At 33.2% G+C, this 23,507-nt stretch carries 17 protein-coding genes; 9 read left to right on the top strand and 8 right to left on the bottom strand.

Features of this window, described 5'->3' with window-relative positions; all coding sequences use genetic code 11:
• The first annotated feature begins 2 nt into the window (after positions 1 to 2).
• From ABGB03_RS11605 to ABGB03_RS11590, 4 genes are all read left to right on the top strand, one after another.
• Positions 3 to 599 carry a DUF2911 domain-containing protein gene (locus ABGB03_RS11605; RefSeq protein WP_347922732.1) on the top strand — a complete coding sequence of 199 codons (597 nt, stop codon included), beginning with the start codon at positions 3 to 5 and terminating at the stop codon, positions 597 to 599.
• 98 nt (positions 600 to 697) lie between these two features.
• Positions 698 to 2,425: an efflux RND transporter periplasmic adaptor subunit gene (locus ABGB03_RS11600; protein ID WP_347922731.1), complete on the top strand. Its 1,728-nt coding sequence runs from the start codon at positions 698 to 700 to the stop codon at positions 2,423 to 2,425.
• A 32-nt stretch (positions 2,426 to 2,457) separates the two neighbouring features.
• Positions 2,458 to 2,898, top strand: a complete 441-nt coding sequence (locus ABGB03_RS11595; RefSeq protein WP_347922730.1) for a cation transporter — start codon at positions 2,458 to 2,460, stop codon at positions 2,896 to 2,898.
• 173 nt (positions 2,899 to 3,071) lie between these two features.
• On the top strand, positions 3,072 to 4,823 hold the full coding sequence (locus tag ABGB03_RS11590; protein ID WP_347922729.1) for a multicopper oxidase domain-containing protein: 1,752 nt from the start codon (positions 3,072 to 3,074) through the stop codon (positions 4,821 to 4,823).
• 109 nt (positions 4,824 to 4,932) lie between these two features.
• Here the strand turns inward: ABGB03_RS11590 and fdhF are convergent, their stop codons facing one another.
• From fdhF to ABGB03_RS11565, 5 genes are all read right to left on the bottom strand, one after another.
• The gene (fdhF, locus tag ABGB03_RS11585; RefSeq protein WP_347922728.1) at positions 4,933 to 7,662 is read right to left on the bottom strand and encodes a formate dehydrogenase subunit alpha; all 2,730 of its coding nucleotides are present in this window, start codon (positions 7,660 to 7,662) and stop codon (positions 4,933 to 4,935) included.
• A 6-nt stretch (positions 7,663 to 7,668) separates the two neighbouring features.
• Complete coding sequence (locus ABGB03_RS11580) at positions 7,669 to 9,321, bottom strand: NADH-ubiquinone oxidoreductase-F iron-sulfur binding region domain-containing protein (RefSeq protein WP_347922727.1); 1,653 nt, start codon at positions 9,319 to 9,321, stop codon at positions 7,669 to 7,671.
• 6 nt (positions 9,322 to 9,327) lie between these two features.
• Positions 9,328 to 10,152 carry a formate dehydrogenase accessory sulfurtransferase FdhD gene (gene fdhD / locus ABGB03_RS11575; protein ID WP_347922726.1) on the bottom strand — a complete coding sequence of 275 codons (825 nt, stop codon included), beginning with the start codon at positions 10,150 to 10,152 and terminating at the stop codon, positions 9,328 to 9,330.
• 104 nt (positions 10,153 to 10,256) lie between these two features.
• Positions 10,257 to 11,060 (bottom strand): endonuclease/exonuclease/phosphatase family protein, encoded by an 804-nt coding sequence (locus tag ABGB03_RS11570; RefSeq protein WP_347922725.1) that lies wholly within the window; start codon positions 11,058 to 11,060, stop codon positions 10,257 to 10,259.
• Positions 11,047 to 12,315 (bottom strand): D-alanyl-D-alanine carboxypeptidase, encoded by a 1,269-nt coding sequence (locus ABGB03_RS11565; protein WP_347922723.1) that lies wholly within the window; start codon positions 12,313 to 12,315, stop codon positions 11,047 to 11,049. Before ABGB03_RS11565 ends, ABGB03_RS11570 begins: the two co-directional genes overlap by 14 nt.
• 150 nt (positions 12,316 to 12,465) lie before the next feature.
• Here ABGB03_RS11565 and ABGB03_RS11560 point away from each other — a divergent pair, with 150 nt between their 5' ends.
• The gene (locus ABGB03_RS11560; protein ID WP_347922721.1) at positions 12,466 to 14,190 is read left to right on the top strand and encodes an amidohydrolase family protein; all 1,725 of its coding nucleotides are present in this window, start codon (positions 12,466 to 12,468) and stop codon (positions 14,188 to 14,190) included.
• Positions 14,191 to 14,209: 19 nt separating this feature from the next.
• Here ABGB03_RS11560 and ABGB03_RS11555 read toward each other — a convergent pair whose 3' ends face one another.
• Together ABGB03_RS11555 and ABGB03_RS11550 are read right to left on the bottom strand one after the other, a co-directional pair.
• A complete protein-coding gene (locus tag ABGB03_RS11555; RefSeq protein ID WP_347922720.1) occupies positions 14,210 to 14,902 on the bottom strand; it encodes a hypothetical protein in 693 nt (230 codons plus the stop codon).
• A gap of 32 nt (positions 14,903 to 14,934) precedes the next feature.
• Positions 14,935 to 16,662, bottom strand: coding sequence for an amidohydrolase (locus ABGB03_RS11550; RefSeq protein ID WP_347922718.1), 1,728 nt, complete (start codon positions 16,660 to 16,662; stop codon positions 14,935 to 14,937).
• A 126-nt stretch (positions 16,663 to 16,788) separates the two neighbouring features.
• Between ABGB03_RS11550 and era the strand changes: the two genes are divergently transcribed.
• Together era and ABGB03_RS11540 are read left to right on the top strand one after the other, a co-directional pair.
• Positions 16,789 to 17,670 carry a GTPase Era gene (gene era / locus ABGB03_RS11545; protein ID WP_347922716.1) on the top strand — a complete coding sequence of 294 codons (882 nt, stop codon included), beginning with the start codon at positions 16,789 to 16,791 and terminating at the stop codon, positions 17,668 to 17,670.
• Positions 17,671 to 17,753: 83 nt separating this feature from the next.
• Entirely contained in the window at positions 17,754 to 18,737 is a 984-nt protein-coding gene (locus ABGB03_RS11540; RefSeq protein ID WP_347922714.1) for a DUF3179 domain-containing (seleno)protein, read from the top strand.
• A gap of 1 nt (position 18,738) precedes the next feature.
• Here ABGB03_RS11540 and ABGB03_RS11535 read toward each other — a convergent pair whose 3' ends face one another.
• A complete protein-coding gene (locus ABGB03_RS11535; protein WP_347922713.1) occupies positions 18,739 to 19,236 on the bottom strand; it encodes a GTP-binding protein in 498 nt (165 codons plus the stop codon).
• Positions 19,237 to 19,312: 76 nt separating this feature from the next.
• Here ABGB03_RS11535 and der point away from each other — a divergent pair, with 76 nt between their 5' ends.
• Both der and ABGB03_RS11525 read left to right on the top strand, forming a co-directional pair.
• Positions 19,313 to 20,617 (top strand): ribosome biogenesis GTPase Der, encoded by a 1,305-nt coding sequence (gene der / locus ABGB03_RS11530; protein ID WP_347922711.1) that lies wholly within the window; start codon positions 19,313 to 19,315, stop codon positions 20,615 to 20,617.
• 90 nt (positions 20,618 to 20,707) lie between these two features.
• Positions 20,708 to 23,506: an outer membrane beta-barrel protein gene (locus ABGB03_RS11525; RefSeq protein WP_347922709.1), complete on the top strand. Its 2,799-nt coding sequence runs from the start codon at positions 20,708 to 20,710 to the stop codon at positions 23,504 to 23,506.
• The last annotated feature ends 1 nt before the right edge of the window (position 23,507 follow it).

The following is a 23,507-nucleotide window of genomic DNA, read 5'->3' as shown; positions in this document are numbered from 1 at the left end:
CAATGAAAACTATTAAAATATTAAGTGTAGTACTAACAATTTTGACTTTTGGATGTAAATCTGAAACGAAAGAGAAGTCAGGTTTAGATATGAATCATCAAGAGCATCAGATGGAAAAAAAGGAATCTGAGACAAAGAAGAAGCCACTAAGTCCTCATACATCAACAATGGCAATGATTGGTGATGCTCATATTCATATTGATTATTCATCACCAGGAGTAAGAGGAAGAATTATTTTTGGAGGGTTAGTTGGTTATGATAATGTATGGCAAGCTGGAGCACATAAAGCGACATGGATAGAAACTAATAAGGATTTATCAATCAATGGAGACTTACTTCCAGCAGGTAAATATGGATTTTTTACTATTCCTTCAAAAGGAGATTGGATGATTATGATTAATAAAAACTGGGATCAGCATGGTAAGGATGACTACGATGAAAAAGAGGATATTATCAGGTTTAAGGTTACACCAATTATTTCAGATGAGATTACAGAACATTTAGAGTATAAAGTCAATAAAATAAATGAAAATGAGGGGACTATTTCTCTTGCTTGGGAAAAGGTCACAATTAGCTTTCCGTTTAAAGTGAATCAATAAATATTTTGATATGAAACATCCATAACTATAATCTAGATACCTATGGAAATGATTAAATGGATGTCGCGTGACAATTGAAAAACAATAAATATAAACACATGAAAAATAATAAAATAGTAATCTATATAGGAATTTTAACCATTGGACTTGTTCTTGGATGGTTGTTATTTGGAAGTTCACCAAGGAATAATATAGAACATAATTACACAGAAGTATCTGAAGATGGTAAAATGTGGACCTGTTCTATGCATCCACAAATTATGCAACCAGAACCAGGTGATTGCCCAATTTGTGGCATGGACTTAATACCTGTTGAGACTAATGATGTAGGGTTGGCAGCAGACCAATTTAAAATGACGAACAATGCTATAGCGCTTGCAAATATTGAAACAACTATTTTAACTTCTTCTGAAAAGTCTAACGCAAATGGAGGTCTAAAGCTATCAGGTAAAATTATAGCTAATGATAATACTACTGCAATACAAGCAGCTCATTTTGGTGGAAGAATAGAAAAACTAATCTTTAAAAGCGAAGGAGAGTATGTAAGCAATGGTACTTTAATTGCATCTATTTACTCTCCAGATCTTGTTACTGCGCAAAACGAATTGATTGAAGCTTTAGATATAAAAAATGAGCAACCAGAGCTTTATAAGGCGGTTAGAAATAAATTGAAATATTGGAAAATTTCTGAGCAGCAAATTCAAAATTTAGAGCGTACCAAAAGAGTAGTAAATAATTTTAATATGTATGCTACAACAAATGGTTTTATAGAAAAAATGCTTGTTGAAGAAGGCAATCATGTTAAAGAAGGTGCATCATTGTTCAAGGTAACTAATTTAAATACTGTTTGGGCACAATTAGATGTTTACGAACAAGATGTTAAGCGTTTGAGTCTTAATCAAGACATTGTAATTAATTTAAACGCCTATCCAGATGAAATTATATCTGCAAAAATAGATTATATAAGCCCAATATTAAATAACGACACTAGAACGGTTACTGTAAGAGCAACACTTATTAATCCTAAAGGAAAGTTAAAACCAGGAATGTTAATCTCAGGCTTGGTTAAACTTGATGAAACTATAAAAGATGAAACTATTAGTGTTCCAAAATCAGCAGTTATGTGGACTGGAAAACGCTCTATTGTGTATGTAAAAACATCAAATGAAGAACCTGTTTTTGAATTGAGAGAAGTGCAAGTTGGAGCTTCAGTTGGGTCAAATTTTCTAATATTGTCTGGTTTAAACCCTAATGATGAAATTGTTACTAATGGCACCTTTACCGTAGATGCTGCTGCGCAACTACAAGGTAAACGATCTATGATGAATCATATTAATGCAAATAAAAGTAACCAGATTAAAATAGAACGATTGCAAGCTCCTGAACCTTTTCAAAAACAACTTAAAAAGGTAGTAGATAGTTATCTATTGTTAAAAGATGATTTAGTAAATGATAAGGCTTCTAGTTCTGTCGTTTATGCAAAAAAAATACTAGTAGATTTAAACAATGTAGATATGACGTTGTTAACAAGCAAAGCAGCACATAATCAATGGATGAGCTTATTAAATGAAATTAAAACGTCTGCAAATTTCTTATCAAAGGCAAACGATATAGAATCACAGCGTAAGCATTTTAAACCATTATCTTCTAGCTTAACAAAAGTAGTAGAGTTATTTGGAATAAATAGAACAGTGTATTCACAGTTTTGCCCTATGGCAGATAATGACAAAGGTGCTTTTTGGTTGAGTCTAAACGAAGAAATAAGAAATCCTTACTTTGGAGATGCTATGCTAGAATGTGGAAGTGTAAAACAAACAATAGAATAATAATTAAAAACTAATATTAAATTTTAAAACCAATGAAAAAAGTAATTTTAAGTTTAGCAGTAATTTCAGCTATTGGATTTGCTAGTTGTAAAAATGAAACAAAGACAGTAGAATCTAATGAGAAAGAAGTAGTATCAAAAGAAATAGCTATGGCTGAAGCTAATTTTGGGGTTCGTGGTAATTGTGGAATGTGCAAAACTACAATTGAGAAGGCAGCCAATGGAGTAGATGGAGTCGCAAATGCGACTTGGGATAGAGATAAGAAAAGTATGCATGTATCTTTTGACGATACAAAAACTAATGAAATGGATATTCAATCAGCTGTAGCAGCTTCTGGCTATGACACTGAGAAGGTTGAAGGAGATTTAACTGCTTATGATGGTTTACCTGGATGTTGCAAATATGATCATGATATGGAAATGAACCAATCTGGTGAAACAAAACCTGAAGATTCTTCAGAAGATAAGCATTAGAACTATCTTACTTTCCTTAAAAACCCAACTTATTAGTAAGTTGGGTTTTTCTTTTTAATTATATTTTAAACTTTTTGCAAGTCAACAAAAAAAAATGTATTTGGTCTAACTTATTCTTTATTAAAAATTAATATAGTATAAATTCGCAATAGAAGATTAAATTATCTTTTATTATGAAAAACCTTTTTTTGCCCATAAAACCCCTACTATTACTTTGTGTTTTGAATTTCACTTCATTGACAGTGGTGTCTCAAACTCCTATTATTATTCCTGGAACTATTGAATCTACAAATGTTAATTTATCACTCCAAAATGGAACATTTCAATTTTTTCCTGGAGAAAACACTTCTACAATGGGAGTTAATGGTCCACTTTTAGGACCAACGCTTATTATGAACAATGGTGATAACATGAATATAAGCATCACCAATAATCTTGGGGAGGAAACTACTATTCATTGGCATGGGATGCATGTATCTGCAGCTAACGATGGAGGCCCACATACAGTAATAGGCGTTGGACAAACATGGAATCCGCAATTTGAAGTAAAAGATAAAGCGAGTACTTATTGGTATCATCCACATTTATTAAATCAAACAGATGAACATGCCTCAAAAGGTATTTCAGGGTTTATAATTGTAAGAGATACAGAGGAAGCTGCTTTAAGCTTACCAAGAACTTATAGTGTTGATGATTTCCCTTTAGCGGTACAAACAAAATCTTTTGATGGGTCATATCAAATACAAGCAAATGTTAATGATGATGATGTGTTAATGGTTAATGCAACCATAAATGGACAATTAGATGTGCCAGCACAAGTAGTACGGTTACGTTTGTTAAATGGTTCATCACAACGAACTTTTAATTTTGGGCTTTCAGGTAATAATGCCTTTCATCTTATTGGTACAGATGGAGGTTTATTAAATGCACCTGTTGCATTAACTAGATTGCCTTTATCTCCAGGAGCTAGAGCAGAAATACTAGTTAATTTTACAGGACTACAAGGACAAACGATTCATTTAATGAGTTATGCTTCGGAACTAGCAGATGGTAATTATGGGGCAACATACCCAGGGAATTCGCCTTCTAAACCTCTTAATGGTTACAGCCCTAATGTGTTAAACGGAACAGATTTTAATGTTCTGCAAATGGATGTTGTGACTCAAACTGCAAATCCAATAACGACGATTCCAGTAACGTTGGCTAATGATGTGCCTTTGGCAGAAGTTACTGCTGACGAAACAAGAGCATTTACTTTCGAACCACTAACATCTGGTTCTCAACAATTAAATGGTGATTTTTCTATTAATAATGTGACAATGGATATGAATGTTGTAAATGTTACTGTTCCTTTAAATAACACAGAAATATGGACTTTTCAAAACAATTCGGCTATTGCTCATCCTTTTCATATGCATGATGTTCAGTTTTATATTTTGGATATTAATGGGAGTCCTCCACCTTCTTATTTACAAGGTAGAAAAGACACCTTTTTAGTACCAACTGGTGCAACAGCAAGAATTATTACCAAATTTGAAGATTATTTTGATGATACTATACCTTATATGTATCATTGCCACATGCTAAAACATGAGGATGCACTTGCTGGAATGATGGGACAGTTTGTAGTAGTTGATCAAACTGCTGGACTAGATGATTTAGAATTGTCTAAAGATGCTGTTCTATATCCTAATCCATCAAAAGGGTCGTATATGACAGTTAGATTGAATAAACCATCAGAAACTATTAAAGCATATTCAATAGTTAATCAGTTAGGTCAAATAGTAAGATATCATAAAATTCACGAAAATGAAATAAGCAATATGTATTCTTTTCCAATTTTTGAATTGGCTCAAGGACAGTATTTTATAAAAGTATTTACGCAAGATAGAATTATAACAAAAAAGTTTACAAAAAATCATTAAATAACTTAGATGCCTTTCACTAGCTTCTTTTAAGCTATTAAGAAGTGAGTGGAATTAATTAAAATTGATTAATAAAAAAGCCTCATTTTTAAATGAGGCTTTTTAACTTTTATACAAGTTCTTTTTTGTATTTTCCTTTACTCTTCCTAATACGAACAGCAACTACTTTATATTCAGGACACATGGCTTCAGAGTCATGAACATCACCTGTAATATTATTAATCATAATTTCTGGGAAGTGGAACGTGGTACTTAAAATACCTTCTTTAACTTCGTCTGTAATTCTTGCTTTCACATCTACTTTTCCTCGAGGTGACTCCAAACAGACATAATCACCTTCATTAATTAAATGTGATTTAGCATCACTTGGATGAATCATTAAATAATCATCTTGTAGAATTTGCTCATTAGCTGTTCTACGTGTCATAGCACCACAATTATAATGTTCTAATTCTCGATTAGTTGTTAAAATATAAGGGTAGTCTTTTGCGTGTTCTGTCAATTCAACAGTTTCTTCCCAAGCATTAAATTCAAATTTACCCTTGCCTCTCTTAAAATCTACAGTATGTAATATTTGCGTGTCTGTTCCATCTGGAGCAACTGGCCATTGTAAGCCATTGATGCCTAATCTATCCCATTTAATACCTGCAAAGAAAGGTACAATTTGAGAAATCTCTTCTAACATGCCGTCAGGTGTATAGTCTGGTTGATTGTAACCCATTCTATTCATTATATCTACAATGATTTGACCATCTGGTTTAGATCCAATAACTGGTTCAACTACTTGACGAACTGCTTGTACTCGTCTTTCACCATTAGTAAAAGTTCCTGATTTTTCAAGGAATGATGCTCCTGGTAAAATGACATCAGCATATTTGGCTGTTTCAGTCATAAATAATTCTTGAACAATTACTAAATCTGTTGCTTCAAGAGCTTTTATTACTTTTTGAGTATTTGGGTCAGTTTGCACCACATCTTCACCAATAATCCAGATAGATTTTAACTTGCCTTCTAAGGCAGCATCAAACATTTCAGGGATTTTATAGCCTATATGTTTTGGTACTTCAACACCATAAAACTCATTGTATTTTTTGTTGACATCATCTTTGGTAATGTCTAAATAACCTGCGCCTTGATGAGGTTGAACTCCCATGTCTGCTGAACCTTGAACATTGTTTTGCCCACGTAATGGGTTTACACCAACACCACGCCTACCAATATTACCAGTCATAAGTGCTAAATCTGCAATTTGCATCACAGTAAACGTTCCTTGAGAATGTTCGGTGACACCTAAACCATGAAATGACATGGCGTTTGGAGCTGAGGCGTAAGCCACAGCTGCAGCTCGAACTTCTTCTCGGGTAACTCCAGATATTTGTTCTATTTGATCTAAATCAATAGCTAGTAATTCTTTTTTAAAATCTTCATAACCTTCAGTTCTATTTTCAATGAAGGACGTATCTACTAAATTTTCAGAAACAATATAGTACATCATCATATTCAAAACAGCAACATTAGTTCCTGGCCTTAAAGCTATATGATGGGTTGCATATCTTGCTAATTCAGTTCTTCTAGGATCAATGACAATGGAGACATTATCAGATTTCATGGCAAACTGCTTCAACTTAGCTCCTGTTACTGGGTGGGCGTCTGTTGGATTTGCACCAATAACCATGATACAATTAGTATCTTTTAAATCATCAATAGAGTTAGTAGCAGCTCCTGTTCCATATGTACGTTGCATACCTAAAGCAGTAGGAGAGTGGCAAACCCTAGCACAACCATCAATGTTATTGGTGTTGATGACTGCTCTATAGAATTTCTGCATCAAATAATTCTCTTCGTTTGTGCAACGAGAAGATGATATTCCAGCCATAGAATCTGGTCCAAACTCTTCTTTGAAGCTAGTTAATTTATTAGCTATGTAATCGTAAACTTCGTCCCAGCTTACTTTTTCGAATTCATCATTTCGCTTAATCATTGGAGAATTTAAACGTTCAGGATGATCGTAAAATTTAAAGGCATAACGTCCTTTTAAACACGTGTGTCCTTGATTGACTTCAGCATCGTAAGGTGCGCGAATACTCAATATTTCTCCATTACTTGTTGAAACTTCAAGATTACATCCAACACCACAATACGTACAAATAGTTCTTGTAGTATCTGTTGCTTGAATAGCTTTAGATTGGAATACATCCGAAATAGCTGAGGTTGGACATGCTTGCGAACAAGCACCGCAACTCACACAGTCTGAATCCATAAAAGAATCATCTAATCCTTTAATAATTTTAGAGTCAAATCCTCTTCCAGACATACTTAATACGAACTCACCTTGAACTTCGTCACAAGCTCTTACACAACGGTAACAGTTAATGCATTTTGATAAATCTGAAGTCATGTAAGGATGACTCAAATCTTTCATTCTGTAAAGATGATTATCACCTTCTGGATAGCGAACATCACGAATGCCAACTTGAGCAGCAACAGTTTGTAATTCACAGTTACCATTTACTTCACAAGTCAAACAATCTAAAGGATGATCTGTTAAAACTAATTCTACAATATTTTTACGTAATGTTTTTACTGCTTCTGAACTTGTGTATATATATTGACCTTCTGCGACTGGAGAATGACAAGAAGCCATTGTTTTAACAGGTCCATTTGCTTCTAGGGCTACTTCAACGCTGCATACACGACAAGATCCAAAAGGGTCAAGGTTTGGTGCATCACACAATGTTGGGACTAAGTTTTTTTCTTTATAACGACGAATAAAATCAAGCATGGTTTCACCATCCTTAATTTCAAATGCTTTGTTATCTATATATGCTGTTTTACTCATAGTCTTCTAGTTGAAATATTGTCTTAATTCATCATCAAAATACTGTAAGGCATTGCGAACAGGTAATGGTATTCCACCACCATGAGCACATAATGAACCTTGCTCTAAAGTGGTTAATAAATCAGTAAATAGCTTTTTATCTATTTTATAATCTGATGTTAATGCTTTTTCCGTCAATTCTTGACCTCGTTTTGTGCCTAATCTACATGGAAAACATTTTCCGCAACTTTCATAGGCTGCAAAATCGAACAAATGCTCAATGAACTTCATAATTGGGTAATCTGAAGGTACAGACACAACTGAAGCATGACCTAATAAGAAACCCTCTTTTGAGAACGATTCAAAGTCAATGGTTAAATCGTCTATTTTTGAAACAGGTACTAATCCACCAAGTGGGCCGCCAATTTGAACTGCTTTTACATCAGATTTAAAACCGCCACCAAGGTCATTAACTACATATGATAGAGGCGTTCCCATTTCTACTTCATACATTCCTGGATTATTAAAGAAGCTATCTAAAGATACTAATTTTGTTCCTGATGATCTTTCCGTTCCAATAGCTTTCCATGCCGCTCCACCATTTGAAATAATATAATGTAATGCTGCTAAAGTCTCAACGTTATTAACCGTTGTTGGTTTGTTAAATAATCCTTTTTGTGCAGGAAACGGAGGGCGAACTCTTACTTCAGGACGTTGCCCTTCTATAGAATTAATAAGAGCAGTTTCTTCACCGCAAATGTAAGAGCCTTGTGCTTGTATGATTTTAAACTGAAAATCAAACCCGCTTCCAGAAATATTCTTTCCAATTAATCCTGCTTTTTCAAGCTCGTCAATAGCATCTTGAACAATACTTACAGCTTCTGGATATTCAGCTCTAATGTATAAAATACCATAGTTGGCATGTGTAACATAACCAGAAATCAACATTCCAAATAACACCGAATGTGGTTGATGTTCTAATAAATATCTATCGGAATATGCTCCAGGATCACCTTCATCTGCATTGCAAATAATGAATTTTGTTTCATTTTCAACATTTCTACAGAATTGTAATTTCAATCCCATTGGAAAACCAGCACCTCCACGACCACGAACATTTGATGTTTTTATTTCTTCTAAAACATCAGCAGAATCTTTTTTTAATGCATCCAAAAATGGTTGGTAATAACTAGAAGCATTAGTGAAAGGTTTTGTTAATATCTGTTTTCCACTTGCGGTTATATTATAATTATCCTGATTTAAATCAGTATCAGAACTAGTAATAGACTTTAAATTTGATATAGCATCACCCGAATAATTTTTTCCATCATAATGAAACGCTGAGTTTTCATGACAACGACCAAGACAAGTCATATGACCAATTTCATTAGCTTCAAATTCAGTTTTAAGAGAATCTATTACTTTTTCTTGAGTGCCAGCACAAACGCAAGCAGTTCCATTACAGACATATACTTTTTTGCCTTTGTTTTCAGGTTTCAAAAAATCGTAGAAACTGGCAGTGCCAAAAGCATTAGCTTTACCAATGAGAAATTCATCAGCTAATTTCGCCATGGCATCATCACTTGGAGCGCCTTCTGGTTTTGCTAATTTTCCTAATTTATCAAAGAGGTTATCTTTGAGTCCTTTTCTTCCTAATAATTCACTTAAATTATCTGACATATATTTTTAACTCGCTTTGGTGTTGGTTGATTCTATTTTGGTTCGTTGCGGATTGGAATAACACGTTGCTCTTTTATCTCTACAGAAAGCAAACAGTGTGATTCCGAGTTCTTTAGCGTAATCTACTGCTAACGATGAAGGTGCAGAAACTGCTGCTAGAAAAGGTATTCTAGCTTTAAAGCATTTGATAACAATTTCATAGGAAATACGACCACTTACAGTCATAACCTTAGCTTTATGTAGTTTTTTATTATTAATTAGCTTTCCAACTATTTTATCTACTGCATTATGGCGACCAATGTCTTCCATTGCGCACAACATATCTCCTTTAATGCTAAAAGCAGCTGCAGCATGTGTGCCCCCTGATTTTCTAAAATTAAACTGTAAAGAGTTCATTTTATCAAACATATCATGAATGAGCCCAATTTCTATTTTCTCACTATCGTCAATAGTTTTTCCAATAAAAGCTAAATCACCAAGTTCAGTTTTTCCACAAATACCACATGATGATACAGACAGCAAACTTCTACTATTAGAATAGCCTTCTCCTAATTCGCTCTTTGGAATATTGACATTAACAATGGTAACTATACCTTTTTCATTTTCTTTTTTTAGAGAAACCTCAGGATTAAGATTTACATTATTTATTACACCTTCAGCATGTAATAGGCCACGAACAAGCTCTATGTCATTCCCTGGAGTGCGCATGGAAACAGTAAAAGGCTCATTATTAATGTTTATTTGCAAAGCTTCTTCAACAGTCAATGCGTCAACAATCTTGTCGATTTCTTTTTGATCAAATTTTTTACCTTCGTAGTTACGCGTTGCCATAAAACTATAATTACCTTAGTTTTCTGTCTAAATTAGCGGTCAATTTACATAAAGTTGAGCGAATTTGCCATTTTTATTTTATAACGATGTGTTAAAATAAAAAATTACTCATCTAGAAGTTGTAGTGTGACTAAGTATGCGCAATGATCTGATGCAATTAAATCACAAATTACATCTCTTTTAAGGACTTTCCAGCGATGTTTTGGATAGAACAATATATAGTCTATTTTTTTAGTTGGATTTTCTGATGAAAAGGTAGGCTGCGGGTTACTTTTATCATAAGAAGCTGTCCAGAAACTTTCTAATATATTCATCGTATTACTATTTGGTTCAGCATTCAAATCACCTGCTAAAATAGTTGGGTATTTATTGCTGGAAAACAGGTTGTTGATTTCTTTAGCTTGCATAATTTTGTTGGTTTCAAGCTTTAAATGGTCAAGATGCGTTCCTATAAATGAAATTGTATCTTTTGAAGGTAAAATCGTAGTAATTTCTAATGCAGCTCTAGGTTCGTCGCCTTGAAGATAAGGTAAAGGATGATTTCTAGTTTGTAAAAAAGTGTGCTTTGAAAGAACACCTTCACCATATTCGCCACCATCATAATGCATAGCTCTACCATAAATAGGAGCCATTTTTGTACGCCAGCCTAATTCGGTAACTAAATCATACTTTTTAGCTCGATTGGTTTTGTAATCTACTTCTTGAAGCGCTACAAAATCTGGATTTGCATCAATAATAACTTTGGCTATAACATTCAAGTTGAAATCGCCTTTCATAGTCCTTCCGTGTAAAATATTAAAGGATAAGACTTTTACGATTTTTGTGCTATCAATTTGTTGCGACCAAACAGTACTGGAAATTAGACTAGCAACAAGTATTGTAATACATATTTGCTTAATATTTTTCATAGATTTTTGAAAGATGGTCTTGAATTTGACTTCTAATTTTAGAATTGGGAGCATTGTAATTATTGTTCATATAGCTAAAAACTAATACCGTTCCTTTCTTTGTAATTACATAGCCGCTTAAGCAATAAGTATTAGATAATGTTCCAGATTTTGCATATACGTAAGGTTTTTTCTTTCCGCCATACCAATTGCGCAAAGTTCCGCTTTCTCCACCTACAGGAAAATAGTTTAATAATTTGTTTAAGGGAATTTCTTGATACATTTTTGTGAGTAAGTGTGCTGTATCTTCAGGAGAAAACAAATTATAGACTGATAAGCCAGAGCCATCTCTCCAAACAGGTTTTTGGGGCAAGTCCTGTAAGTGGTTTTCAAGAATATATTCAATACCATCTTCAACATTGTATGTGCCTTTCATTTTTTTTGCAACTTGAAGCATTAATTGTTCTGCAATAAAATTATCACTCACTACAAGCATTTGTTTGTAAACAGAATCTACAGCTATACTATACAAAGACTTAAAATTTAAATCTTTTTTTTGAGACATTACATTTACAGGCTTACTTAAAGTATCACTTAGTAACTCAGCAATAAGTTTTGTTGATGTTTTAAAAGGAATATAATTTGAAGTGGAATCTAAACGTTCTAAATAAAACTTGTTTTCTTCAAACTCTCTATTCATATCTATTGAATCTAAAACAGTAATCTGTTTTTTGAAATATGAAGGATGAGATACAATAGAGTCATCATTCATAGCATAAGTAACTACGTTTCCATACATTGGAAATAAACTCCTTTCTGGCATATAATAATATTGATAATCTTCCCAAGACCATCCATTTCCGAAGCGGTTGTCATCTAAAGATACATCAAGTATAACTATTGGACCATTATGACTATTTAAAAAAGGAATTGTTTTAGAGTCTTCAAATTCATATAAAAATGAAGGATCTGCGGCACCTTTAATAAATAAGGTGTCATTGTTTTTGTAATACTCAAGCCCTTTTAGAGAATCTCCTAAAGTTTTATAGGCTGAATAAAACGTATACAACTTTGTGTTTGAAGCAGGCGTAAAAAACTTACTACCATTATGGTTAATGATTTGAGTTCTAGTTTCAGGATTATATAAAACAAATCCTTTAAAGAATTCTGATTCTTTTTGATGCTTATTAAAATCTTTTTTGAGCTTGTAAGTGGTGCTGCAAGAGCTGACTGTGATTAAAAGTGTAAGTAAAAATAGCTTAATAAATACCTTCATTTTGTGAGTTATGATTTTTAAAAATTGAAGAGATAATCATTTCCGAAGATACAGAATTTGATTAAAAGAAAATATATGGAACAAAGGCTTGCTATGAAAACTTGAAATATCGTTATATTGGACACGCTTTTCACTTACAAAAAATAAATTATGAAGAATATTTTATGGTTAATAGTAGTTATACTTTTCTCATGCAGTTCAAACTCAAAATTGGATATTGCAGATACTGTGATTACAAATGCTAGAGTGTATACCCTGAGTTGGGATGATCCTTCATTAGATGGAGTTCCTGCACAAAATGCATCGATTAAAAATGATGTTTGGCAACCTGATGCACAAGCCATTGCTATAAAAAATGGATTAATTCAATTTGTTGGCTCAAATGAAGAAATACAAAAGTATATTGGTGAAAACACCAAGATTGTCGATGCTAAAAATGCTTTTGTCGTTCCAGGGCTTATTGAATCTCATGGTCATGTACATGAAATAGGGGAAAAATCTGAAATGGTAGCTTTAAATAATTTGTCTGGAGATGAGATTATTGAAGCAATTTATCAAAAATCACTTCAAATACCAGTTGGTGAATGGATAATTGGTTATGGATGGGATGAAGCTGAATTTGCGAATGAATACCCTGATATGATTGCGTTAAGCAATAAAGTGAAAAATCATCCAGTGGCATTGCAAGGCTTAAGAGGTTTTGGAGCTATGGGAAATGCTTTAGCTTTTGAGTTGGCAGAGATTACTACAGAAACTGTTGCTACCGATGGAGGAGAAATTTTGAAAGATGAAAAAGGCAATTTGAAATATGTTTTACTAAACCATGCAAAAAACCTGTTAGATAATAAAATTCCAAAAAAGACATTAGAACAAAGAGGAAGAATTCTAAAATATGGGCTAAACCATTTGGCTAGTCTAGGTTATACTACAGCGCATCATGCTGGAGTGGTAAAAGAATGGATGGAAGGTTATGAAGATTTAGATAGTAGAAATGAATTATTATTAAGAACTCAAATTTTTGTAGCTGCTAGAATGCATAACATTGAACTTGTTGAAGAATGGGTAGAAAAGGGACCAACAAGTAGCGATTCAGCCTTTTTACAAGTAAAAACGTTTAAAGCCTATTATGATGGTTCTTTGGGTTCTAGAGGTGCGAACTTTTTGGAAGATTATAGTGATCAGCCTGGGCATAAAGGTGTAGCAAGTACAGATTATGGCTTTCACGAAGGTTTAATAAAAAAGGCTCTAGATGCTGGATTTCAATTAGCAATCCATTGTATTGGAGATAAAGCAAATCGTGAAGTTTTAGATTTATACGATGATTATTTTAAAGAGCATCCTGAGTCTAGAGATTTACGACATCGTATTGAGCATGCACAAATTATTCACCCAGATGATTTTACTCGTTTTAAAGACTTAAATATTGTCGCTTCATTAGAACCTGGACATGCTGTTGAGGATATGCCTTGGGCTATTGATCGAGTTGGAGAAGAGCGTATTAAAGGAGGTTATGCTTGGCGTTCTCTTAGAAAAGCAGGAGCAACAGTGATTTTTAATTCAGATTATGCTGGAACAGACCCAAGTTTTTTCTATGGTGCTTATTGTGCTATTACAAAGCAAAAAAGAGATGATGACAAACAGTGGTTTCCAGAACAAGTCTTTACACCAGAGGAAACTTTAAGGGCTTACACCATTTGGGCTGCTTATGCATCTAAACAAGAACACTTAACAGGAACTATTGAAAAAGGAAAATGGGCAGACTTCACTTTTATGGACATGGATGTTTTAAACATAGGTAACACCAATCCCAACCAACTATTAAATGGTCAGATTTTAAAAACGATGGTGAATGGAAAAGTTGTTTATGAGAAATAAGCGACTTCTTAATCTAATTTTACTTTTTATTTTTTCCAATAACTAATAATATATCAGCAATTGGGTGGGCTAAAGCAACAGTTATTCCAAATATTCCATATAATGTTTTCCCTTGGGGTAAAAACCCAGTTATTGAAAACCATAAAATTAGCAAGCAAAAAGGATAGAGTAGAAGCCTAGTCAAAATTTTTGTAAAAGTCCATTCTTTAACCTTTTCTTTCTTTGATTCAGCTTTCTGCTTGTTTATAAATTTAGGATTATTTACTTGTTCAATATTTTCTATAGCTTCTTTCAGTTCGTCAGTCAAAATTTTTGTTTCGTACTTTTTCGATTTTGACATTATTAAATGCAATAATGTTCCAATTACAGAAATTCCAATTATTCCAATAATGGCAGTCTTAAATTCAGTTGTAATTAACAGAAACAAAGTAAGTAGAATAAAAACTCCGATTGATATTTTAATCAGAAGTTGGTGATAAGGATTTTTTTTCGTTTTTATTCCGCTCAGTTTTCCATTTTGATGAAAAGTCAGATGAAAAACTGGGTAAACACCCCTTAAAAAATGTGCTGACCTCCAAATTAAAAGCTCATTCGATTTTATTTCTCCACTATACTTTGTGGTATTATAAAAAAAAGCATCATTCCAATGATTTTTCAGAGTACTTTTTTTGTTCTGAACTATCAATTTTTCGATGTCTTTTTTTTCTACCATAAAGTTTAGTTGAAATTACAGTCAACTAAGAATTAATCCTCCTTTTCATATACAACTTTACCATCAAAAATAGTCATCACAACTTCGGTGTCAAGAATTTTATCTTCATCTACGGTCATTAAATCTTGATTGTAAATCGTGAAATCGGCAAGTTTACCAACCTCAATAGACCCTTTTATGCCTTCTTCAAAAGCACCATAAGCAGCGTCTAAAGTATAAGATTTTAACGCTTGCTCTCTCGTCATTTTTTGTTCTGGCTCGTAACCTCCTTCAGGAGTTCCTTTTAAAGTTTTACGACTTACACTAGCATAAAAACTGGCTATTGGATTTAAAGGCTCTACCGGAACATCTGTACCATTAACAATTGGAACACCGCTTTGTAACAAATCTTGCCACATATAAGCACCTTCCTTAATTCGTTTTTCCCCTAAACGATCAATAGCCCAAGGTCTGTCCGACGACATATGAACAGCTTGCATTGCTGGAATTACTTGTAATTCTGCAAATCTAGGAATATCTTCAGGATGCAAATGTTGTGCGTGTTCAATTCTAAATCGGTGATCAGAATCGATCTTAGATAATTCAGTCATTGCAGCTTCATAGCGATCTAATATTTCTCTATTTGCTCGATCACCTATGGCATGTGAGCATACCTGAAACCCATTTCGAAGCCCATTACGTGCTGTTTTATCTACCATTTCCATTGGAAGCGTTTCAAGACCAAAATGACCAGGTCTATCTGTATAAGATTCAAGTAGCCAAGCTCCTCGATTTCCTAATGCACCATCACAGTTTAATTTTATAGATCGAATAGTAAATCTATGATCAGGATCAATACTTGGTCCTTTTTCATACCATTCATTAAGAAGTTTTTCATCATTGCCAGTAAGCATTGCATAAATTCTAATATTCATATTGCCTTCAGCTTTCATACGATCGTAAAAAGCTATGGTTCCTCTTCCAATTCCTGCATCATGGAATCCTGTAATACCATTTTCGTAACAAGCTTCAATGGCTAAATTAAAGGCTTGGATATTTGATTCAGGTGTGTTAGTAGGAATATGTTTACCAATTAAACCTCCAGCACGTTCACTAAAAATTCCTGTTGGTCTACCAGCTTGATCAACAATAACTTCACCTCCTTCTATTTCATAGGTGTTAATACCATCTGTAGATAATGTGAGTAAGCCAGCAATTTCCATGGCTTTTTCATTAGCAAAGCCAGCATGACCACTAGCATGTCTTAAATACACTGGATTGTCGGGTGATACTTCACTTAGCGCGTGATGCGTTTGAAATCCTTTAACGGTATATTCTGGCACACTATCCCATTTACTTTGATGCCAACCTCTACCAGTAATCCATTCACCTGGCTCAGCGTTTTTAACACGCTCAGCTACGGCATCAATAATGTCTTGATAACTTTTGGTATTCATTAAATCTAGTTCAAGCTCATTATAACCTAATCCCATAAAATGTCCGTGCCCTTCTATTAAACCTGGCGTCATTGTTTTTCCTTCCAAATCAATAACTTCAGTTTGTTCGTTTTTAAAGCTTTCGGCTTCTTCTAAGCTTCCAGCAAAAAGTATTTTGTTGTCTTTAACTGCTACAGCTTCTACAGTTGCTTGATTTGAATCTACCGTGTATATTGTTCCACCATGAATAATCATGGTTGCAGATTCTTTATTCGTATCAGAACAAGAACTAAAAAAAATAAGGGTAATTGCAATTGAAAAAAAATGTGAAAATCGTGATATCATGTTGGTTGGTTTTAGAGATTGTAAGTTACAATTTGCTTTAAGTGCTTTTCAAATATAACTCAAAAATTTTGGTTATTGAAAGCAATAAACAATTCAAGGTTGTAACTTTGCAACTAAATTTTAAATATGCATAAAGCAGGGTTTGTAAATATAATAGGGAATCCAAATGTTGGTAAATCTACTTTGATGAATGCCTTTGTTGGTGAGAAGTTATCTATTATTACCTCCAAAGCGCAAACAACTAGGCATCGTATTCTAGGTATTGTAAATGGAGATGATTTCCAAATGGTATTATCGGATACACCAGGGATAATTAAACCAGCGTATGAACTGCAAGAGTCCATGATGGGTTTTGTGAAATCAGCTTTTGAAGATGCCGATGTATTAATCTATATGGTTGAAATCGGTGAAAAAGAATTGAAGGATGAAGCTTTTTTTAATAAAATAACCAATTCAAAAATTCCTGTATTACTACTCCTAAATAAAATTGATAGTTCTAATCAAGAAGAATTGGAAGAGCAAGCAGCGTTGTGGCAAAGTAAGGTGCCAAATGCTGAGTTTTTTCCTATTTCAGCACTTGAAGGGTTTAATGTTAATGAAGTATTTAATCGAATTATTGAGCTCTTACCAGAATCTCCACCCTTTTATCCAAAAGACCAATTAACAGATAAGCCTGAACGGTTTTTCGTCAATGAAAAAATTAGGGAGAAAATTTTAATGCATTATAAAAAGGAGATTCCTTATGCTGTTGAGGTGGATACGGAGGAGTTTCATGAAGAAGAAAATATTATTAGAATGCGTTCGGTAATTATGGTAGAACGAGAAACCCAAAAAGGCATTCTTATAGGTCACAAAGGTTCTGCATTAAAGCGCGTAGGAGTGGAAGCAAGAAAAGATCTTGAGAAATTTTTTGATAAAAAAGTACATCTTGAACTATATGTTAAGGTGAATAAAAACTGGAGAAGTAATCAAAGTCAATTAAAGCGATTTGGGTATAATCAGAAGTAGATACTTTTGATTATTTAAGTAAATAATTCTTTTTTCTTGTAAGCTTATTTTTTTAGGACGACTCCATACCAAAAGGTATCACTATGAAAAAACTAACCATGCTTCTTATTCTAATAGTTTTAGTTGGATGTTCTAAAAACAATCCTGATACTGAGAAGATAGTTGAAGAAAACGAATGGTTGGTTAATAAAGATGACCTCTCTGGCTCTTTTGCGATGTATCCTTTAGGCGATAACCCAGAATATACTACTGTTGCAAACACAAATTTACAAAATTCTGAACGTGTAGGCGTTATGAGCTTTGGTGATGAGGTTAGAGTATATCCTTATCCAAATACTTTTGCTACTGAAATTATTAATGACCAATACCAATCTCAAAAATATGCATTTACGTATTGTCCAATTACTAAAAGTGCATTGGCATATACTAGAAGTAAAACACTTAGAGCTTCGGGTTATTTATATAAAAATAATATGGTGCCTTGGGATGAAGATACCCAAACACTTTGGTCACAAATGCTTATAAGAGGCATTAAAGGTAGCCGTATTAACCAAAGATTAAACACACTTGCTGTTGTAGAAACCAGATGGGAAACCATAAAAAACTACTTTCCAAATGCTAAGGTTTTAAAAAGTATTGTGCCTTCTTCAAGTAGAATCAATACATCATCAAAAACAGCTAAATCAAACTTAAGGACTACTAATATTCCTGATGAAAGAGATTATGTTTATGGTATTTTAGATGAAGATGATAATGTAACTATTTATCAATATAATGACTTTACAAGTCAAAACAGGTATGACATTACATTAAGACAGTACAGTTATATTGTGTATGGAAATAAATCTCACCAAATTATTAGTGCATTTGAAGTAGATGATTTTAATAATTATCAAACACTTGACGAAAGTGAATTCCCTTATGTATTACAAGATTTAGATGGTGTAAAATATAATGTACTAGGTTTTGGTGCTAATGGTGAGATACTAAAAAAGCCTAAGTACGCTTATGTAGCTGCATGGTGGGCTTTTGATGATTTTTTCACCAACTTTACATTTCAAGAATAAACTATTTGCTATAGAGTAAACTATTCATAAAATTATGCAGGAGTACCATTTGATCTCTTCCAGTTGCTTTTCCTAAACGGCCTCCAAAATAGAGTGCAACCCATAAAACAATCATTAGTATGGCGACAAATAATTGAATGGCAAAATCGGTTTTTAAAGTCCAGTTTGTGTATGCCCAAATTCCAAAGCCAATAAATAGACCAGCAACAATAAAGTGAAAAAACATGAACATAGTCCATACGGTTGGATTAGGTCCAAATAAGCCAAACAAGCGACTAGAGTTGTTATCAATCTCAATGATTTCTAGGTGTAGTTGTGGTGACCAAAAATGTTGGTCAGCCTTAGGAATTTTTATAAATACATGGTCATCAACTCTAGATACAATAAAATCTTTTTGAGTTTTTTTGGCTTCTTCAAAAACCTTTAAAACTTCTTGATTATTTTTTTTAAGTTCAATTTTAAACCTTGGGCGTAATACTATGTCGTTGTTTAGAGACATCTCTAATTAAATTATCTGCTGAATTTACTGTTTTTTTTCAATAAGGAAACACTACCTTTGCAGAATATTTTAAGATATGGGAAATATTGTTGCAATAGTAGGACGTCCTAATGTAGGGAAATCAACTTTTTTTAATCGTTTAATTCAAAGGCGAGAAGCAATTGTTGATGCTGTTAGTGGAGTGACTAGAGATAGGCATTATGGGAAGAGTGACTGGAATGGAAAGGAATTTTCGTTGATTGATACTGGAGGTTATGTAAAAGGAAGTGATGATGTTTTTGAAGCTGAAATAGACAAGCAAGTTGAGTTAGCGATTGATGAAGCAGACGCTATTATCTTTATGGTCGATGTAGAGTCTGGAGTTACTGGGATGGACGAAGATGTTGCTAAATTGCTACGAAAAGTTGATAAACCTGTTTTTTTAGTCATTAATAAAGTAGATAATGGTAAAAGAGCTGAAGATGCTGTTGAGTTTTATTCTTTAGGCCTTGGAGAGTATTTTACTATAGCGAGTATAAATGGTAGTGGAACTGGAGATTTGCTGGATGCCTTAGTTGAAGCTCTTCCAGAGCAAGAAGAAGTTGAAGAAAATGAACTTCCTCGATTTGCCGTTGTTGGTCGTCCAAATGCTGGAAAATCATCATTCATAAATGCGTTGATAGGAGAAGATCGATACATTGTTACAGATATTGCTGGAACCACAAGAGACTCTATTGATACAAGGTATAATCGATTTGGTTTTGAGTTTAATCTTGTTGATACTGCAGGAATTCGTAGAAAAGCTAAAGTAAAGGAAAACTTAGAGTTCTATTCAGTGATGCGAAGCGTAAGAGCGATTGAGCATGCTGATGTTTGTTTGTTAGTTTGTGATGCAACTAGAGGTTTTGATGGTCAAGTTCAAAATATATTTTGGCTAGCTGAACGTAACAGAAAAGGGATAGTGATACTTGTTAATAAATGGGATTTAGTTGAAAAAGATAATAAAACAACTAAGGATTTTGAAAAGTATATTCGTCAACAAATAGAGCCATTTACAGACGTGCCAATTGTGTTTATTTCTGCATTAACAAAGCAACGAATTTTCAAAGCTATTGAAACTGCTGTTGAGGTATACAAAAACAGAACGAAGCGTATTAAAACAAGTGTATTGAATGATGTATTGTTGCCAATAATTGAGAATTATCCACCACCTGCCTATAAAGGTAAATTTGTAAAAATAAAGTACATTATGCAGTTGCCTACACCGCAACCGCAGTTTGCGTTTTTTTGTAACCTTCCTCAGTATGTAAAAGAACCTTATAAGCGTTTTCTAGAAAATAAGTTAAGAGAACATTTTGATTTTCATGGAGTTCCAGTAAGTGTCTACATGAGAAAGAAATAGTTTTTTAAGATAAAATTATCATTTCTTTAAGAAAATTCACACGATAATTAATATACTTTCGCCTAGTAAAATTAATTACCAACCTTACTAATGAAACAATTTCTTTTTGTACTTGCAATTTTTTGTGCACTATTTACTAACGCACAATCTAAAGAATTTAAAATTTCTGGAACAATTATTTCTGAAGCAGAAAGTACGCCCTTAGAATCGGCAACTGTTCATCTTGAAAGAATAAAGGATAGTACTCTAATTACTTATACTATAAGTGATAAAGATGGGAAATTCACTTTAGAAGGAAAATCATTCGATAAAGACTTAAACTTATTTATTTCTTATGTAGGTTATAGAACACACAAGCAAAAAATTGTACTTGATAAAGAAACTATAAATCTTGACGCGATAAAACTACAGACAGATGATAATGCTTTGGATGAAGTGGTTGTAACTTCAAGAGCACCAATTACTGTAAAAAAAGACACCTTAGAGTTTAATGTGGCCTCTTTTAAAACCAAGAGGGATGCTAATGTAGAAGATCTACTAAAGCAATTACCAGGGGTTGAAGTTGATGAAGAAGGTAAGATTTCAGTTAATGGTAAAGAAGTAAACAAAATTTTGGTGAATGGAAAACCTTTCTTTGGTAACGACCCCACAATTACAACTAGAAATTTAACCAAAGAGCTTATTAGTAAAGTTCAAATTACGGATACAAAAACTAAAGCAGAAGCATTTGCAGGAGAAGAAGGCGATAAAGAAAATAAAACGATTAATCTTACTATAAAAGAAGATAAAAATAAAGGTGTTTTTGGGCGCTTGTCAGCAGGAGCTGGAACAGATGAGAGATATGAATTTGCTGGAATGCTCAATGTTTTTGATAATGATCAGCGTTTAAGCGTGTTAGCTGGAGGCAATAACACAAACTCTGCTGGATTTAGTTTTGGGGAGATTACTAAAATGTTTGGAAGAGGAAGTGTTTCTTTTACTAGTAGTGGAGGAGGGCAATCATTTAGCATTGGCGGACGTAGTTTTGGTGGAGGCCAAGGTATTACGACTTCTCAAAATTATGGTGCAAATTATGCCGATAAAATTGGAGAAAAGATAGATGTGTCAGCAGATTATTTTTATTCAAAAAGTAACTTAGAGAATGAGAGTACGACTGAAAGGGAGAATATCCTTCCAGATTCAAGATACTACACAAATTCCAGCTCAAATTCTTATAGAGAAAGCGATAGCCACAGAGCAAATTTAGAGTTTGAAATAGAAGTAGATTCAACATTTAGAATAGATATCGAACCATCTTTCAATGCGACTAATAGTAAAAGGGAGTTTTCTAGTAGTGAAGCATCAAGAGATGAGGGAGATGTTTTAACAAATGAATCGAGTTCTTCTTCATTTGTTGAAACTATAGGGAAGGACTTTAGTAATGAGTTAGATATAACTAAGAGATTTGGTAGTAATGGCGCTTTTTTAAGATTTAGTTTAAATAATGATTATAATTCTACTGAAACTGACGATTATTTAAACTCAACGACAAATATTTACGGAACTGCTCCAGAGGATATAATAAGAGATCAATTTACAGATGGTAACAGAGTCTCAAAAGGGTTTTCAACAAGCCTTAATTATAGATTGCCAATAAATGGTAAAGAACTTTATTTAGACTTAAAATATAGTTTGAACAACAGTAAACGCGAAAATGAAGTAAGTACCTATGATTTTGATTCTGGAACTCAAGATTACACAACTTTTAATACAGATTTGAGTACAGATTTTGAATATATTAATAAGACAAATACACCTTCTGTTAAGCTTAGTTATCGAAAGGATAAATTATTTACAAGTTTTGAAACGCGTTATGTATTTAGAAGCCTACAAAACAAAGACTTTTTAAGACCTAATTTAAGTTTAGAGGAAGATTTTGAAGCTGTAGAAATACGTTCAAATTTAAGATATAGATTTAGCACTAAATCTTCAGTTAATTTTGGGTATAGATTAAGTAATAATTCACCAGATTTATCGCAATTGCAGCCTTTTCAAGATGTATCAGATCCATTAAATACCGTTACTGGAAATCCAAACCTTGAACCAAGTAATAATCACAATTTGTATTTATATTATAATGCATTTGATTTTCAAAAAGGAACAGGCTTTTTTGGTCATTTTAGCACTAATTTTAGAAATAATCAAGTAGTTACAAATACTACTATTGATGAGAATTTTGTTAGAAATACAACTTACGCAAATGTTGATGGAGCATACAATGTAAATGGAAGTGTTAGTTATAGTAAAACGATTAAAATAGACACTTTAAAAACGGTTAAATATAGAGTAGGTTTATCAACTGGAGTTAATAAAAATATTAACTTTAATAATGGTGAGAAATATGCATCAAATAACACTTCTTTATCTCCAAGTTTAGGACTTACTTTTACTTGGAAAGATATTATGGAATTAAGCCCTAGTTATAACATATCATTTACTAGAAATAGATTTGACTTAACGAATTTTAAAAATCAAGAATTTGCTAGTCATACAGTTGGGATTCGAACAACAACGACGGTTCCTAAAAAGGTTGAATGGCGTAATGATATAAGCTTTAATTACAACCCTCAAATTGCATCAGGTTTTCAAAAAAGCGCATGGTCATGGAACTCAACATTGGCGTATTCAGTTTTAAAAGACCAAGGAGCAATTACCATAAAAGCTTACGATTTATTAAATCAAAATACAAATGCTAGAAGAATTGCAACCGCTAATTACATACAAGATTCGCAAAGTACTGTACTGCAACGTTACTTTATGCTAAGTTTTAGCTGGAAATTTAACAGTTTAGGGCCACAAGCTAATCAAAGTGGTCGTGGAAGAGGGAGTTTTAGAATGATGAGACATTAAA

The organism is Pontimicrobium sp. SW4 (genome assembly GCF_039954625.1).
Taxonomy (GTDB): Bacteria; Bacteroidota; Bacteroidia; order Flavobacteriales; family Flavobacteriaceae; genus Pontimicrobium.
The sequence above is the reverse complement of the archived record's forward strand: the minus strand, read 5'-3'. Positions and strand labels throughout refer to the sequence as shown.

Excerpts from the sequence above, each read along its gene's own strand:
- ABGB03_RS11605 (WP_347922732.1), top strand. The coding sequence starts at position 3 with ATGAAAACTATTAAAATATTAAGTGTAGTACTAACAATTTTGACTTTT.
- ABGB03_RS11600 (WP_347922731.1), top strand. The coding sequence starts at position 698 with ATGAAAAATAATAAAATAGTAATCTATATAGGAATTTTAACCATTGGA.
- ABGB03_RS11595 (WP_347922730.1), top strand. The coding sequence starts at position 2,458 with ATGAAAAAAGTAATTTTAAGTTTAGCAGTAATTTCAGCTATTGGATTT.
- ABGB03_RS11590 (WP_347922729.1), top strand. The coding sequence starts at position 3,072 with ATGAAAAACCTTTTTTTGCCCATAAAACCCCTACTATTACTTTGTGTT.
- fdhF (WP_347922728.1), bottom strand. The coding sequence starts at position 7,662 with ATGAGTAAAACAGCATATATAGATAACAAAGCATTTGAAATTAAGGAT.
- ABGB03_RS11580 (WP_347922727.1), bottom strand. The coding sequence starts at position 9,321 with ATGTCAGATAATTTAAGTGAATTATTAGGAAGAAAAGGACTCAAAGAT.
- fdhD (WP_347922726.1), bottom strand. The coding sequence starts at position 10,152 with ATGGCAACGCGTAACTACGAAGGTAAAAAATTTGATCAAAAAGAAATC.
- ABGB03_RS11570 (WP_347922725.1), bottom strand. The coding sequence starts at position 11,060 with ATGAAAAATATTAAGCAAATATGTATTACAATACTTGTTGCTAGTCTA.
- ABGB03_RS11565 (WP_347922723.1), bottom strand. The coding sequence starts at position 12,315 with ATGAAGGTATTTATTAAGCTATTTTTACTTACACTTTTAATCACAGTC.
- ABGB03_RS11560 (WP_347922721.1), top strand. The coding sequence starts at position 12,466 with ATGAAGAATATTTTATGGTTAATAGTAGTTATACTTTTCTCATGCAGT.
- ABGB03_RS11555 (WP_347922720.1), bottom strand. The coding sequence starts at position 14,902 with ATGGTAGAAAAAAAAGACATCGAAAAATTGATAGTTCAGAACAAAAAA.
- ABGB03_RS11550 (WP_347922718.1), bottom strand. The coding sequence starts at position 16,662 with ATGATATCACGATTTTCACATTTTTTTTCAATTGCAATTACCCTTATT.
- era (WP_347922716.1), top strand. The coding sequence starts at position 16,789 with ATGCATAAAGCAGGGTTTGTAAATATAATAGGGAATCCAAATGTTGGT.
- ABGB03_RS11540 (WP_347922714.1), top strand. The coding sequence starts at position 17,754 with ATGAAAAAACTAACCATGCTTCTTATTCTAATAGTTTTAGTTGGATGT.
- ABGB03_RS11535 (WP_347922713.1), bottom strand. The coding sequence starts at position 19,236 with ATGTCTCTAAACAACGACATAGTATTACGCCCAAGGTTTAAAATTGAA.
- der (WP_347922711.1), top strand. The coding sequence starts at position 19,313 with ATGGGAAATATTGTTGCAATAGTAGGACGTCCTAATGTAGGGAAATCA.
- ABGB03_RS11525 (WP_347922709.1), top strand. The coding sequence starts at position 20,708 with ATGAAACAATTTCTTTTTGTACTTGCAATTTTTTGTGCACTATTTACT.